Consider the following 16121-nt stretch of genomic DNA (forward strand, 5'->3'; position numbering starts at 1 on the left):
TAAAAATATTGTTAATTTTAATAATTAGAATTTTAAATATAATATTAAACTACCTTTGTGACTATTTGTTCATTTTATCAATTTCTTCTTCTACTTCTTCTTCGCCTTCTTTGTAAAACTTTTCTTCATCAGGAGCAAGTTCTTTTAATAATCTTAAAAATTCACCTGCATGAACACGCTCTTCATCCGCGATATCTATAAGTACTTCCTGTGCTAATTTGTTGTCAGTTGATTCAGCAAGCTGCATGTAAAGCTGGATGGCTTCATATTCAGCGGCAATCATAAACCTTATAGCACGTATTAACTCCTCCTCTGTCAATTTGCGGTCATTTTTTAAACCTGAAAATGAGCTTCCAAATTCTGGCATAATATCTCCTCCTTTTTTAAGTTCTTTTTTAATTGTTTTATTATTATTTTTTCTTGTGATATATTTTTTTAGTTTACTAATACTATGAGAAAATTCTTATTAAGAATACAATATTTTTTATATTAAAACAAATCAGATGGCAATACCAATGTTTTCTTAACGCTGAGAACTGATTCATTCTTTTAAAAAAAAGTTTAACTTAAATCTTTTTATATCTACTTTTCAAATTTCATTCTCCTGTAATAATATAACTTATCATCTTCTGTTATTTTCCGTAATACTTTGCAGGGATTTCCTGCAGCAATAACATTATCCGAAATATCTTTTGTAACGACGCTTCCGGAGCCAATAACTGTATTCTTACCAATATTGACATTTGGATTAATCACTACATTCCCACCTATCCAGACATTATCCCCAATAGTCACTGGAAAGGCAAATTCATACAAAGTATTCCTTGTCTCGTGATGCAGTGGATGACCAGCAGTATAGATGCCAACATTAGGTCCCAGCATAACATTATCTCCAATAATAACTTTGGCACAATCCAGTATTATTAAATTATAATTAGAATAAAAGTTGTTACCTATTTCTATGTTGTAACCGTAATCACAGCGAAATGGTGGCTCAATGAAAAATGTTTCTTTTGTTTTACCAAACATATTTCTAATAATCTTATTTCTTTTTTCTATATCATTTGGATTAAGTGAGTTAAATTTAAATATTTGTTCTTTAGCATATTGTCTTTCTTGCAACAATTCTTCATCAAAAGCAAGATAAGGTTTTCCTGATAGCATTTTTTCTTTCTGCCTGTTCATTCAAATACTCCTAATAATACCTGTTTTAGGTTCATTTTAAACCAATTAAATGTTTACATTTTATGAAACAGTTAATATAGAATTAATTACAGATTATTAAATAATGCATAATATTGGACATAATCACTAAACAATTTAGATTCTCCAGTATTATTTTAAACTTATTCTAATATTTTGGTCATCTGAACATCGATTGAGGTTTCTTCACCCGGGAATATCTCAATATCTCTAACCCATGCCCTAAAGCCGTCTTTGATAATTACAATCTCATAATCTCTGCTCTTTACATCATCTATTGTTACAGGGATTCTATTAATCGTAGTTTGATAGGTTCCATTCATGAAAACTTTTGCTTCCTTCTGATCACAGTATATTGTGATTGAACCAAATTGAGGCTCTGATATTAGCTCAGCATATACCCTGGTAGTTAATGAAGGTGAAACTTCTATCTCTTCAAACCAATCTTCGTAACCTTGTAATGAAATCTTGACTTCATATTTTCCTGTATTAATATTAGTTAGATTAAGAGGAGTTAATCCCTCATAAACATCATTTAAATAAATATCAGCTCCCTGGGGTATAGAATTAAATGCTATAGAACCAACAGATGTACGGGATTTCAAATCCATAGATATCCTTTCTACCTGGGAAGCAGATACTGTAATATTTGTAACCCAGTCTTCAAAACCTGATAGTTCTACCCTGATATTGTGTCTGCCAACAGGAACATTTCTAATATTCAAAGGAGTATCTCCAGTATAATTATTGTCCAGGTATACCTTGGCACCTTGGGGATTAGAATTTACTGATATTGAACCAAATTCTTCAACTTTCTTTTGCGATGGAACCAAATCTGCAGAAATCCTTACAGTTAACACCGGTAAGACAACAACAGTGCTATTCCAATCCTCGTATCCAGCTAAAATCATTTTAAGATTGTATTGTCCGGTTTCAAGATTCTTTATATCTAAAGGAGTATTACCTTTAAAATCATTGTCTAAATAAACCGCCGCACCCTTTGGATTTGAGTTTATAGAAAGGGAGCCGTTTTTCAATTGTTCTGCGTGGGAAGATACAGATAGAGCCAATAAAAGAATTGCTAATACTACTATACAAATATTAAATAATCTTTTAATTGATTTTAAACAAAAAATATTGGAAATCATTTTAACTTCCTCCAAAATATTTCAATATTTTTCTATAATTTCTTTTATTTAAACTCCTTTCCTGTTTTTATTTTTTAACACATTTCTAATTTTCATGAAATTGTTTTCATTTTTTACAAAATATAATAATGTGTATTTTTGGTTTTTACTTACTATATTATACATTATAATATAAAACAATAAATGCGAATATATTCATAATATAATTATTACATATCATAGACTTTTCTTATCTTCTTTTAAAGATATCATATAAGAAAATGAAAAATAGATAGTGTATCAATGTGCACCAAAAAGTTTCTTAGAAAATCGAATAAAATGCCTTTATTGTTCACTTATCATCTCATCAAGCGCATAAAAAAATGAGCTCGCAACACAGTATTGTAATTCTTCTGGATTATCCCTGAAATAGTTTTCAATCAAATTTTTTATTTTTGATGGGGTCATATTTTTAACCTTATCTTTTATCTCATGAAATTTTTGGGGCTCAATCATGTATAGCATAGTTAAAATAGAATCCATAATTCCAATTAAATAAAATGCTTTCTCTTGCTCGGTAAAGGTTATATATTTATTTCCATCTATGAAGCACATCTTTGTTCTCTTTTTCATTAAAGCAATCTCCAATAACTAAATATAAAATGTTAAAGTTAACAATATTTTCTTTATTTAGAATTTATTTATGTTATATACACTCTTTTTTTCAGTCAAGGCAAAGATGTTTTTATACTGTCTATCTTCAATTTAAGATTTTATTCAATGAACAATCATGAATATATATAAAGATATTCTATCCATTTTAATTTTATCATATGACATTAAATTAAAAAATGAAAGTTTAAAGATTATATTTTGTAGATTGTAAAATATTAAATTACTATTCTTATTTTTAAATAAAACATTATTAAATGTATAAATGATATGCCGGTAAGAAATATTTTATAAAAATATATATTAATTACCGACACATCATTCTAAAATGTCAGATTATTTTTACTAATTTCCAGGTTTCTCGTAGGAAGTTGGTCCTTCGTCATAACCTACTTCCTTGAGCCATTCAGCAGGATAACCTATTCCTTCACCTACTTCAGGTTCATTAACATAACCGTCAATGTATTTCATAACTAAATATTGACCGAATTCTCTCCACTCATTTACAACAGAATTACCGTTATTAACACAGTATTCTGTCAAGTATTCACTTGCCAGTTCTGGATTTTTTTCATATAACAAGCTTGCTGCCTGGTCAATAGCGGGTTGGAATGCAAACATTTTATTTTCTAATTCTTCATATTTCTCTTTTATATCATCTATCATATAGCTAAACTTCAGATCAGCCCAGTTGGATACAAAATTAAATACCCAGTATGCAGAATCTTCATTGTATTCAGAGCGGGTTCCGATAGTATATGCCTCAGGAAGTTCAGTGCTGCCAGCATATATTGGAATGAAACAAGAAGTAGTGGCTACATCAGGAGTGTACCACATTACTCCGCCAATAGCAGAAGGTAGCCAGTCCCTTGTTTGTATTATCTGGACATAATCAGATCTAAAAATACCAATTGCTCTTTCCCATGCACCTTTGACTAATTCCTCGCCAACTCCACTTTCATAACGGTTTGGGTTACCAAATGGTCCGGCGGCCAATCCTTTAGTTAAATCAAATTCTGTTCCCTGGTAATAATCACGAGTTATTGCCATTACATCCTGCATGGAAACCTTTTTGTCCGGTTTAATTGAAAATGGATATTCTTTTGTAAAATCATCTTCTACCCAGGGAGAAAATTCCTTAGAAGGAGCTAACAAATCATAAGCGCGCCATTTTCGTCGTAAACTATAATATGGATGAGAATATTCACCACTCCCGCATACCGCACAAAAGTCAAAAGGTTCTTCTGTATCCCACCAGCCTTCAGTTTCAGAAATTTCAAAAATATTTTCTGATGCCATAAAATAATCAGGATTATCTAAATCAATTTCTCTAATAGTAAATTGATTGGCCAGGACTGCAATTTCATCATCTGGAACTCTTTGTGCAGCCCATATTGCACTTTTACCATCAGGAGTTGCTAACATTGAAAAAACCCATGCCTCTTTCGAATCTACGATTGTGAGAGTTTCTCCCCAACCATAATATCCATATTCTTCCCCTAAATCACCCATGAGCTTGATGGCTTCCCTTGCTGTTGTACATCTTTCTAATGCTACTTTGGAAAGTTCTGCAATATCAAATAATGCCTCACCATTAGGAATTGGAGCAGCATATGTCTTGGCAGAGCATGTAGTTTCTCCAATAGCCAATTGATGTTCATTCATCATTCCGTAAACACCATCAAAATAAGCATAGGTGTGTTCAACTTGTGGTATATATCCTATAGGTTCCATAATCTCTTCTCCGGCTTTTGGATAATAGGTTGGTCCCCTGTCATAGCTGCAATATCGGGGATAATCCAATATAAATTCATACACTGCTCTTTCTGCTCCCGGCTCATAATCTTGTGCAGGAACATAAGCTATCCTGGGATCACAATGTCCACAGTCATTTGTGTGAGAAGTAATTACTGAACCATCTATTGTAGCATCTTTTCCACATATTATTGTGGTACATGAGGTTGTATTTATATCAATTTCAGTACAGGTAGTGCAAGGTGCACAAATAGCAAAATTAGCAAAAATTGTAATTGTTAGCATTGCAAGACCAATTAAGTAGGTTATTTTTTTTAAATTCATTATTTCCTCCATATTTTTTATTTATAACTCCAAATTATAACCTTTGATAAAACTGATTTGTACGATAATATCCCCCCCCTACATTTTTTCAATTATTAAGATACGTATTTACCAACAAATATTCTTATCTTAAATTACTATATTTAATAATAACAATTGTTGTTAAGAAAGTAAACTGAACAAATTGGCTATTATCAACACTTTAATATTATATTATTATATCATTTCTCTATACATGTTTCTAAAAAATAGATTACTTTTTTCAATAATTTCATTTATAGATTCTGGAAAATCATAAATATGGTTTCAGTGAAAAAATCTTATTTTATCAACTTTTATTTTTTATATTCTTGTTCATTATTCAGAAAGCAACATCTATTCTTGATTCAGGACGATTTTTTAAATATTATTTTTATAAATTGTGGGAATTAAGTAATATTAATATATTATTTGAAAGTATTTTTAAATAAAGTATTAAAGTTGCTTTTTTCTTTTGAGATATTTAATATAATTTTCAAACCACTTTTAGATTATCTTCAATTCCTAAGAAATAATACAGTAATACCATCAATACCATCTATTTAACCAAAATAATAAAGAAATGATTGTTTCAGGAGAAGTAAAAATCAGATAGAGTTGACAAGAATCAAAGATATTTCAGGGGCAAGAGTTATTCAAATTCTAAATCCGGTAAAGCCTGATACTGTATTATAAATTCATATTGAACAAGTTGGAGTTCCAATGAAAGGCCCCTTCAGTATATTTCTGAAGGGGCCTTATTGTTTTATAAAGTATGTTTTAACTAATAGTTAATAACGTCTTCTGTCATCGTCATAATTTCTTCTGGGTTTTCTATCGCCATAATCTCTTCTGGGTTTTTGCGGTTTGGCTTCATCAATCTTTAATGGACGACCGTTAAAATCATTATTATTTAAACTTTCCATAGCTTTATTTGCTTCTTCTGAAGAAGACATTTCTACAAATCCAAAACCTTTGCCTTCGATAATGTTGACACTTTTTACGGTACCATATTGAGCGAAAAGCTCTTCCAGCTGCTGATTGTTTACGCTATAGCTTAAATTTCCAACATAGAGTTTACTACCTTGCATATCTTTAACCTCCTTTCTCATGTATTTTTTTCAGTAACATTTAATTTAGAGGTAGAGTATGGCAAGATAGAATAATCTCTATTTTATATATTACTGTAGCCCAATCCTTATTATACTTTCATAAAGGGCTGATCTTTCAATGTTTTAAACTATTCATTCGTAACATTTGCTTTTGTTAATAAATGACATTTATATTGTACATTGTCTGGAAATAATGTCAATAATTTGTATGAAAGTCTGAATCATATTTCTATAGTTTATTTCTCTTTTTCTCAAAATGTTTTTGATTTCAGGTAAACCTATCTATTCCTTTTGATCTTTTACATAAAGAAAAGTCCCTCAGCGGGATGCTAAGGGACTGGGATTTCTGGCTCCCCGGGTAGGATTCGAACCTACAACCCTCCGGTTAACAGCCGGATGCTCCACCATTGAGCTACCGAGGAATAACGCAAAATTTATTATAATCTATATTACAAAAAAGGTCAACAAGAAATCAAAGGATTTTTTTAACTTTATTATATTTTTGTTTAACAATATCTAATAAAATAATATTTTAATCAAGGTAATCCCGCAATTTTTTACTACGGCTCGGGTGTCTTAACTTTCGAAGAGCTTTGGCTTCAATTTGCCTTATTCTTTCACGGGTAACCCCGAACTCTCTTCCGACTTCTTCCAGGGTATGTGGGTGACCGTCACTAATTCCAAATCTCAATTCAAGAACCCTTTTTTCCCTCTGAGTCAGTGTTTTCAGCACACCTTCAAGTTGTTCCTTTAATAAAGTGTGCGAAGCTATTTTTGGAGGTGCCGGTGAGTCTTCGTCCTCTATAAAATCTCCCAAATGACTATCATCTTCTTTGCCTATTGGACTTTCTAAAGAAACCGGTTCCTGAGCAGTCTTAATTATACCTTTAATTTTTTCCAAAGGCAGTTCCATTCTTTCTGCAATTTCTTCAATAGTCGGTTCTCTTCCAAGTTCTTGTAGGAGATACCTTGAGACCCTTACTAATTTATTAATTGTTTCCACCATATGTACCGGGACTCTGATAGTGCGTGCCTGATCAGCAATAGCTCTTGTTATTGCTTGACGTATCCACCAGGTAGCATATGTGCTGAATTTGTAACCCCTTCGGTAATCAAATTTTTCTACAGCTCTTATTAAACCCATATTTCCTTCTTGAATTAAATCTAAGAATAGCATCCCTCTTCCGACATAACGTTTAGCTATGCTCACAACCAACCTTAAATTTGATTGCACCAAAATTCTCTTAGCTTCTAAATCCCCTGCTTCCATGCGTTTTGCCAGTTCTATCTCTTCATCTGCATTCAATAGCTTTATTTGTCCAATTTCTTTCAAGTACATCTTTACAGGATCATCCAATTCAAGTCCCTTACCAAGAATTATTTCAGTAGCTAAGTCTTTTTTTGATATTTCCTCAATCCCATCTTTTCTTCTTTTCCTTTTCTGTTCAAGAGAAATGTCTTCTTCTTTTTCTTCGTCTTCGTCAATAACATCAACTCCGGACCTATTAAGGGCATCATATAAATCTTCTATTTTATTTATATTTAGAATCTCGTCTTCCAAATAATCTTCTATTTCTTGAAATGTAAGATAACTTTTTTCCTTGCCTTTTTCTATTAGACCTTCAATTTTTTTCTTATTTGCCATATTTAAAAGACCCCTTTTTTTATATGATATTTCATTTTTGCTATCCACCAGGATATTATACAAGTGTTTTTATTTTATGCAAAATGTTTTGATAGTCCTGGAGAAGTTCCGGTTTTATTTCTCTATTATTACTTTCTTCCTGTTTTATTTTATTTCTTATTTCAGTCAACTTTATCTTAAGATTATATTTCTTAATTGCATTTATTGAACGAGTTGTTGTCTCTTCATCAGAATAGATTACATCCTTTAATACAATCTGTGACAATAGATTTATTATTTTTTGGTCTTCGAGCCTATCGATTATTTTCTGGATATTAACCTTCTCACCCTCTTCAAACAAACTCTTTATGACCATTACAATTTCTTTATGTTCCTTAATTTTAAAATCATTAATACCTATTTCTGAAAATATTTTTTCTATTTTTTTATTTTCATTAACCATGCTTCCTATCAATATTTTCTCAGCATTTATATGTGTAGATTCAACAATATTTTTTGCTGATAAATTGGGTAGAGTCCTGTTTCCTCTTCGGAAACGATTTAAATCCTTTAGAATTACTTCCTCTTCCAATCCTAATTTTTCAGCTATTTTTTTCACTTCAATATTTATCTCCAATGGACTCTCAATATTGTTTAAATCTTCAAAAAGTCCTTTCACAATTTCAATTTTACCTTCACTACTTTTATAATTATGTTGCTGCATTAATACCTTTAATTTATAATCGATTAAAGGTAAAGCATTTTTTATCAAATTATCAAAATATTCTTTTCCTTTTTTTAATAAAATATCGGCAGGGTCACTTTCGGCTGGCAGGGATAGAATTCTAACTTTTAATCCAACCTTTTTTATTAGATTTAGACTTCTCAGGGTTGCATTCTTTCCAGCAGTATCTGAATCAAATGCTATTATAACCTCATCTGCATACCTTCTTATTAAGTCTATTTGCCTGGTAGTTAAGGCGGTTCCTAAAGAACCCACAGCATTTTCTACCCCATACTGATGAGACATTAATACATCGGTATATCCTTCCATTATAATAATTTGATTTTTCTGTCTAATACTTTTCTTTGCCTGGAATAAACCATATAAGTGCTGTCCCTTGCTGTAAACGGCGGTTTCAGGAGAATTAATATATTTTGGTAAAGAATCATCCAATACTCTTCCCCCAAATGCAATAATTTTACCCTGTAAATTCATTATTGGAAATATAACTCTTCCACGAAAGTAATCTATTGTATTATTACTTTTTCTACTTTTTACAGCTAAGCCGGCTTTGATAACATCTTGTATTTTATATTTTTTTTGGATAAATATTTTAATTAAATTATCATATCCAGGTATAGCATAACCAATGTGGTATTTTTGAATAATTTCTTTTTTAAAATGTCTATTTGCCAAATATTTTATTGCATTTTTTCCATTTTGTTTAAATAAATTTTGCTGGAAGTATTTATCAGCAATTTCATTTAAACTCAAAATAACTTCCTTATCTTTATTGATAATATTATCCTGGTTACGGGCAGTAGGCAATTGAATTCCTGCTTTGTCTGCTAATAATTTTACTGCTTCCGGAAAGTTAACTTTCTCTATTTTCATGATAAAACTAAAAACATTTCCACCTTCTCCACATCCAAAACAGTGAAATATTTGCTTTTCGCTATCTACCATAAATGAAGGAGTTTTTTCCTGATGAAAAGGACATAAACCTTTATGTCCTTTACCGCTGGGTTTTAATGGAACATATTCTGAAATTATTTCCGTAATATCCAGCCTATTTCTAATTTCGTCTAAAATTTCTTCAGAATATTTCACATTAATGTTCCCCTTCTAACATTCTTATTAAAATTATTTATTATTTGTATTATTTTAGGATTGTTTTATTTCCTGCTATAATTATTTACAACGGGTCAGCTTCAAAACCCTTTTTATTTCTAAAAAAAATCATTCTTATCAGAATAATCAGTATAAAGACTGATACGAATGATTTTTTAACATAGAATTAAATAATTTGAAATCTTTTATATATTTTCAAAAAAGATGTTCATAATCTTTATTGCCTTGAGCCATTCTATCCACTTTACCATATTTACCGCCCCCACCTGCTAATAATGATAACTTACCTTCTCTGGCTGCAATAATATCTCTGGCTATTTTAAATCCAACTACCTTACTTATTTCCTGATAAGTCGCCTTATGCAAAATATTCATTTCTGTACCGAAATATCTGAATAATTTTTCTAACGTCTTTTTCCCAACTCCGGGAACAAATTCCAACGCAACCTGATGGCAATATGGAGAACGATGTGTGGGTGAAATAGATTGTCTCCCCTCTGAAATATCAATTATTCTATCAAGAACACCCCTTGTTACCTTTTTACTTCCACATATCTGGCAATGGAAAATCGGTGGGGGACCGTTTGTAGTACTATTGCATTCCTCACAATAGGTGCGATGATATTTGCCCAGCTTTGGGTCAAGACCATAATTAATGACAACTTTTCTGTTGTTTTCTCTTCTAAAAGCCATTAATAATTCTTTAAAAGATGGATTCTGCATGCTGATTACATTATATTCACGACCAATCTTGGGAAGTGAATGAGCATCAGAATTAGTTAAGAAAGAAAATTTTTCTAAATCTTCTAAATGGTCTGCTAAAAACGTATCTGCACTTAAACCTAATTCAACAGCAGGTATTTTTTCAATTGTAGCAAGCGTAAACATTTCCTTTAACCTGGCAACACAGCTGCCATAAACACTTTTATGAGGTGTAAAAATGTGAGCAGGAATCATAATACCACCGATATTATTTACTTCATTAAAAAATTCCTGTGCACTTATTCCACTGTTTTGGGAGCTTAAATTGAGATTAGTTATTACCCCTTTCATTTTTCTGCTAAACTCTCTGATATCAGCAAAATAAGGGAAAAAAGCTATCTGATGGGATAATCCTCTATTTTTTTCCCTGGTCTCAATCTCAGAGCCAAGAATAATCGTAACTGTATCCCTGTAGATCAATCCCCCATCTTTAAGTTCCCTCATTTCACCGCTGCCAATCAACTTTTCAATATCTTTAATAACTCTCGGTGATGCACAATCCACTATTCCTACTATATCAATCCCTTTTCTTTTAAGACATTCTCTTGCAATATTTTCAAAAGTCAATTTCCTTGAGGCAGTTATTTTAACCGGTAAATCATTACTGTCTCGGCCAATATGGACATGAAGATCTGCAAAGTATTGGTTTTGTTTTTTATTTTGGTTCATCTGTTCAGCCACCAAAGTATCCCGATTAAAGTTTTAGCATCCCTAATCTTATTATTTTTTAATAATGATATTATGTTTTTCCTGTCATACTCTATTATTTCAATAAATTCATCATTGTCAGTGTTAGTTTTTGTTTTTTTCAGATTCCAGGCAAAAAAGAGAGTTAATTTTTCATTACAAAAACCAGGTGCCGAGTAAAATTCATATACTTTTTCCCAATTTTTTGCTTGATAGCCGGTCTCTTCTTCCAACTCACGTTGGGCACAATTTAATCTACTCTCCTGTGGTTCAAGAGTTCCAGCAGGTAGTTCCAGTAAAACATCTTCAATGGCTTTTCTAAATTGTCTAACCATAATAACATTTTCCTGTTTACCCTGTGCCAATACAACTACTGCACCTGGATGATCAATAATTTCACGAGTAGACCTTTTTCCATCAGGGAGAGTAACTTCATCTTTTCTAAGATTCACAACTCTCCCGTTATAGATGATTTCAGATTTAATGGTTTTTTCTGTCATATTTTCAAAATTAATCATTTTTTAATATCTTTATTAGCTAATTCTCCTCCTTTTTCAATTGCCTTTTTATTTAATTCAACTATTTTTTTTGATTTTTTCCCAAGAGTGTCCTCTAAAGCCTTTATTATTGATTCGACTTTTATGCTTTTCTTTGCAGCAAGATATGCACCAAGGGCTACCATATTAGCTACTCTGATATTTCCCAATTCATTTGCAATCTCATTAGCAGGAACTTTTAGAACCTGTACATCATTGCGTTTAACATCCTGGGATATCAATGATTGGTTTATTATTATTGTACCACCTGTTTCAACCTCAGGTTCAAATTTATCTAAAGAAGGCTTGTTCATTGCAATGAGGGTCTTGGGATTAGTGACCACTGGTGATGCTACATCATCTGAAGATATAATAACCGTACAGTTTGCAGTTCCACCCCGCATTTCCGGTCCATAGGAAGGCATCCATGCAACTTTTTTCCCTTCTAACATACCTGCATAGGCAATAAGACGTCCCATCAGAAGAACACCCTGTCCGCCAAATCCGGCAATTATTATTTCATCTAACATCTTAGGACACCTCCTCTGAATTTTTAAACTCTCCCAATGGATAATAGGGAATCATATTTTTGTCCAGCCATTCATTGGCTTCCCTTGGACTTAATCCCCAATTGGTCGGGCACGTAGACAATACCTCTACCAGTGAAAACCCCTTGCCATCTATCTGGAATTGAAAGGCTTTTTTAATTGCCTTTTTAGCTTTTACAATATAGGCAGGCTTGGTTAAAGCTACCCTGGAAATATAAGCAGGGGATTTCAGAGTTGATAGCAATTCACACATTCTTATTGGCATCCCCATAGTTTTTGAGTCTCGACCGTAGGGTGAAGTCTGTGTAATTTGACCTTCTAATGTTGTCGGGGCCATCTGTCCTCCTGTCATTCCATAGATGGCATTATTAACAAAAACAACTGTAATTTTTTCACCTCTATTGGCAGCATGTATTATTTCAGCTGTCCCAATTGAAGCCAAATCACCATCACCCTGATAAGAAAAAACATAATTATCTGGTTTGGCTCTCTTGATACCTGTAGCAGTAGCCGGAGCTCTACCATGAGCCGCAACTATCATATCGCAATCAAAAAATAAATAGGCAAATACAGAACATCCTACCGGTGCAACCCCGATAGTTTTCTCCCTGATATCCAATTCATCTATCACCTCTGCAATTAATCGATGAATAATTCCATGATGACACCCTGGACAGTAAGTAAAAGGAATATCCACTAAAGATTTTGGTCTTGAAAATACTTTATTCATAAACTTTTTCACCTCCATTATTTTTATCAGCAAAAATTACTATAACTTTGAGTGAGTTTTACTTTTTAATTATTTTTTTTACTTCCTCCAATAATTCTTTTGGAGATATTACAACACCGCCGGTTCTGCCATAGAAGCTTATCTTAGCTTTACCTTCAACTGCTAATTTCACATCTTCAACCATTTGCCCTAAACTCATTTCGGTAACTAATATGTGTTTTACCTTTTCAGCATATTGACTAATTATTTTATAGGGAAATGGATATAATGTTATAGGTCTGATCAATCCAATGTTAATACCTTCTTTTTTGGCATGTTGAATAGTTGTTTTAGCTACCCTTGCTATAGTTCCATAGGCTACAATAATGATATCGGGGTTTTCCATATTCACCAGTTCATAGTCAACCTCATCCTGCATCTTTTCAAACTTTTTTCCAATTTTATTAACTAATTTCTCTAATTCATATGGATCAAGGTTAAATGGAACTACCCTTCTTGCATCCCTATCCTTACAAGAACCTAATGCCCATTCTTTTTTTGCAGGGGCTTCTAATTTTCTTTCTTTAAACTCAACCGGCTCCATCATTTGTCCTAATAACCCATCACCTAATACCATAGCAGGATTGCGATATTTATCAGCCAGATCAAATGCTTTTATTGTTAAATCAACCAATTCCTGTACAGAGGATGGTGCCAGTACGATTAAATGGTAGTCACCATGTCCTCCCCCTTTTGTGGCTTGAAAATAATCTCCCTGAGCGGGTTGTATTGATCCTAAACCAGGTCCGCCTCTCATAATATTAACAATCACACATGGCAACTCTGCACATGCAATATAGGAAATACCTTCCTGCTTAAGGCTTATTCCGGGACTTGATGATGATGTCATTACCCTACCACCTGTTGCAGCTGTTCCATAAACCATATTTATAGCAGCAACTTCACTCTCAGCCTGCACAAAAGCAGCACCGTCAATTTTTAGCAGCCTTTTTGCCATATAAGCAGTAAGTTCACTCTGGGGAGTTATTGGGTAACCGAAATAATATCGACATCCGGCATGAATTGCAGCTTCACCAATTGCCTCATTTCCTTTCATTAATAATTTTTCTGTCATTGATAATCCTCCTATTATTAAAGTCCAAATAAATTCATTATTTATAAACTTCTATAGCTACCTCCGGGCAAGTCATTGCACAAAAAGCACATCCGGTACATTTCTCCGGATTTATCTGTTCAGCGGGATGATAACTTTTTTTGTTAAAAGATTTAGACATTACTAAAATTTTCTGGGGACATATTTGGATACACAGTTCACAACCTTTACATTTCTCTCGGTTAATCACAACTTTTGCCATAAAAACCTCCTTCTCTTTTTTCATTTTTTAAACTCTATTGTTTATTAACTTTATCCCATGGTAATTCCATAAATCTTTTTATAATAAATCTATTTTCAAATATATTATCTTTAATTTTTTGACTATCTTTGTTCTTTTGGTAGAATTCTTGTTCAATGGCTACAAATTTTATTGGTAATCCAAGTTTACTTGAAACCTCTTTTACTACATCATTTCCGTTAATAAATGCATCTACATCTGTTTCCAAACCCAGATTGGGATTGGCTATCAAGCCATTCACTTTTAATCGGGAAGATAATTCAATATCATTTAACATTTTTTTTATTTCTGTATAATTTTTAGTAAATGGCCGAAATGGATTAATAACAAAATTCATCTGGTATTTAATATCTTTTAGAATGGGATAAAATCCTGCCAAAGCCCTTGCTCCCACATCATCTCCCCCAACATCAAGTATCAAAATCCTGTGGGATTTCTGTATTATTCCTTTAATTTCAGGAGAAATTAAAGGAATATCTGCCATGGCATATTTTCCAGGTGGGGCAATTACTTTGATTCCTATTTTTTTTAGTTCTTCCTTCATTTCTCTGGAACGAAAATAGGGATTTACTATATCCAAATCTACAATAACAGTTTTATTTTTTTGCTTTGCCTTTTTTAGAGAGTGATTAATAGCTATTTCTGTTTTTCCGCTACCGAAACTTCCAGTATAAATAATTACCTCATCATTCAATATTTTTTTACATCCTCCTTCCCTGAGAGTACCCGAAGAGCCCCCTGACATAGTGATAGCATTTCTTCTTCACCAGGATAAACCATTACCAGTGAAATATAACTAACTCTGTCTCTGATCATATCCACAAATTTATTGGAGTGAGATATCCCACCGGTTAGAACAATGGCATCTACATTTCCTTTTAGAACAGTAGCTCCCTGTCCTATTTCCTTTGCAATCTGGTAAGCCATTGCTTCAAATATTAGTTTCGCTTTTTTATCACCTTTGATAACTTTTTTTATTACTTTCTCAACATTATTTGTATTTAAATAAGCAACTAATCCACCTTTTCCCTTAATCATGGTCATAATGTGGTTTTGCTGGTATTTTCCGGAAAAACATAATTTTACAAGATCTCCCACTGGTACAGTTCCACTTCTTTCTGGTGAAAAAGGTCCTTCTCCATTTAATGCATTATTAACATCTATCACCTTCCCTTTACAATGAACCCCCACAGATATTCCACCACCCATATGTGCTACAATCAGGTTGGATTTTTCATATTCTTTTCCCAAATCGTTCGCTGCTTTGCGGGCAACTGCTTTTTGGTTTAATGCATGAAAGATACTCTTTCGAGGTAATTCTGGAATGCCTGATATACGGGCAATTTCATCCATTTCATCTACCACAACAGGATCCACAATATAGGAAGGAATTGAAGTCTTTTTTGCAATTTGATAAGCTAACAACGCCCCTAAATTTGATGCATGCTCACCATATTTACCCTTTTTCAAATGATTTAACATCTTTGTATTAACCTGATATGTACCACTTTCTAAAGGTCTTAACAGTCCACCTCTTCCTACAATAGCATCTATTATATTTAAATCTATTTTTTTCTTTTTTAAAAATTCTAAGATTATATTAAGTCTAAATTCATACTGGTCGACTATGTGTTTAAATGAAGACAATGATTGACTGGAATGAAATATGGTTTCCTGGAGTAGCATATGCTCATTTCTAAAAAAGGTTAATTTTGTGGAAGTTGATCCCGGATTAATTACTAGTACATGATATTCATTATTCAAAATACATCCT

The 16121-nt window shown here is 32.5% G+C and carries 16 protein-coding genes and 1 tRNA gene; all 17 read right to left on the bottom strand.

Annotated features, from left to right (window positions below):
- Window positions 1–61: 61 nt before the first annotated feature.
- The gene (locus tag PHQ99_02405; protein MDD4288430.1) at window positions 62–367 is read right to left on the bottom strand and encodes a ferritin family protein; all 306 of its coding nucleotides are present in this window, start codon (window positions 365–367) and stop codon (window positions 62–64) included.
- Window positions 368–582: 215 nt separating this feature from the next.
- Window positions 583–1185 (bottom strand): sugar O-acetyltransferase, encoded by a 603-nt coding sequence (locus PHQ99_02410; GenBank protein ID MDD4288431.1) that lies wholly within the window; start codon window positions 1183–1185, stop codon window positions 583–585.
- Window positions 1186–1346: 161 nt separating this feature from the next.
- A complete protein-coding gene (locus PHQ99_02415) occupies window positions 1347–2351 on the bottom strand; it encodes a PEGA domain-containing protein (protein ID MDD4288432.1) in 1005 nt (334 codons plus the stop codon).
- 324 nt (window positions 2352–2675) lie between these two features.
- The gene (locus tag PHQ99_02420; GenBank protein MDD4288433.1) at window positions 2676–2963 is read right to left on the bottom strand and encodes a hypothetical protein; all 288 of its coding nucleotides are present in this window, start codon (window positions 2961–2963) and stop codon (window positions 2676–2678) included.
- Between the two features lie 384 nt (window positions 2964–3347).
- Complete coding sequence (locus tag PHQ99_02425) at window positions 3348–5081, bottom strand: C69 family dipeptidase (GenBank protein ID MDD4288434.1); 1734 nt, start codon at window positions 5079–5081, stop codon at window positions 3348–3350.
- Between the two features lie 809 nt (window positions 5082–5890).
- Window positions 5891–6190 (bottom strand): RNA-binding protein, encoded by a 300-nt coding sequence (locus PHQ99_02430; protein ID MDD4288435.1) that lies wholly within the window; start codon window positions 6188–6190, stop codon window positions 5891–5893.
- Window positions 6191–6558: 368 nt separating this feature from the next.
- Window positions 6559–6633: transfer RNA gene (locus tag PHQ99_02435), tRNA-Asn, on the bottom strand.
- 110 nt (window positions 6634–6743) lie between these two features.
- Window positions 6744–7856, bottom strand: coding sequence for an RNA polymerase sigma factor RpoD (rpoD, locus tag PHQ99_02440; GenBank protein ID MDD4288436.1), 1113 nt, complete (start codon window positions 7854–7856; stop codon window positions 6744–6746).
- Between the two features lie 55 nt (window positions 7857–7911).
- Window positions 7912–9669 carry a DNA primase gene (gene dnaG / locus PHQ99_02445; protein ID MDD4288437.1) on the bottom strand — a complete coding sequence of 586 codons (1758 nt, stop codon included), beginning with the start codon at window positions 9667–9669 and terminating at the stop codon, window positions 7912–7914.
- 216 nt (window positions 9670–9885) lie between these two features.
- On the bottom strand, window positions 9886–11121 hold the full coding sequence (locus PHQ99_02450) for an endonuclease Q family protein (GenBank protein MDD4288438.1): 1236 nt from the start codon (window positions 11119–11121) through the stop codon (window positions 9886–9888).
- Complete coding sequence (locus PHQ99_02455; GenBank protein MDD4288439.1) at window positions 11118–11657, bottom strand: NUDIX hydrolase; 540 nt, start codon at window positions 11655–11657, stop codon at window positions 11118–11120. Before PHQ99_02455 ends, PHQ99_02450 begins: the two co-directional genes overlap by 4 nt.
- Complete coding sequence (locus tag PHQ99_02460; GenBank protein MDD4288440.1) at window positions 11654–12205, bottom strand: 2-oxoacid:acceptor oxidoreductase family protein; 552 nt, start codon at window positions 12203–12205, stop codon at window positions 11654–11656. Before PHQ99_02460 ends, PHQ99_02455 begins: the two co-directional genes overlap by 4 nt.
- A 1-nt stretch (window position 12206) precedes the next feature.
- Window positions 12207–12953: a thiamine pyrophosphate-dependent enzyme gene (locus tag PHQ99_02465; GenBank protein ID MDD4288441.1), complete on the bottom strand. Its 747-nt coding sequence runs from the start codon at window positions 12951–12953 to the stop codon at window positions 12207–12209.
- 58 nt (window positions 12954–13011) lie between these two features.
- Entirely contained in the window at window positions 13012–14067 is a 1056-nt protein-coding gene (locus tag PHQ99_02470; GenBank protein MDD4288442.1) for a 3-methyl-2-oxobutanoate dehydrogenase subunit VorB, read from the bottom strand.
- A 37-nt stretch (window positions 14068–14104) separates the two neighbouring features.
- Window positions 14105–14308, bottom strand: a complete 204-nt coding sequence (locus PHQ99_02475) for a 4Fe-4S binding protein (protein ID MDD4288443.1) — start codon at window positions 14306–14308, stop codon at window positions 14105–14107.
- A gap of 34 nt (window positions 14309–14342) precedes the next feature.
- Entirely contained in the window at window positions 14343–15041 is a 699-nt protein-coding gene (locus tag PHQ99_02480) for an ATP-binding protein (protein ID MDD4288444.1), read from the bottom strand.
- The gene (gene buk, locus PHQ99_02485) at window positions 15038–16111 is read right to left on the bottom strand and encodes a butyrate kinase (protein ID MDD4288445.1); all 1074 of its coding nucleotides are present in this window, start codon (window positions 16109–16111) and stop codon (window positions 15038–15040) included. The genes PHQ99_02480 and buk overlap by 4 nt, the downstream gene beginning before the upstream one ends.
- Window positions 16112–16121 lie beyond the last annotated feature (10 nt).

It is taken from the genome of Atribacterota bacterium (assembly GCA_028703475.1).
Lineage (GTDB): Bacteria > Atribacterota > Phoenicimicrobiia > Phoenicimicrobiales > Stramentimicrobiaceae > JAQVMU01.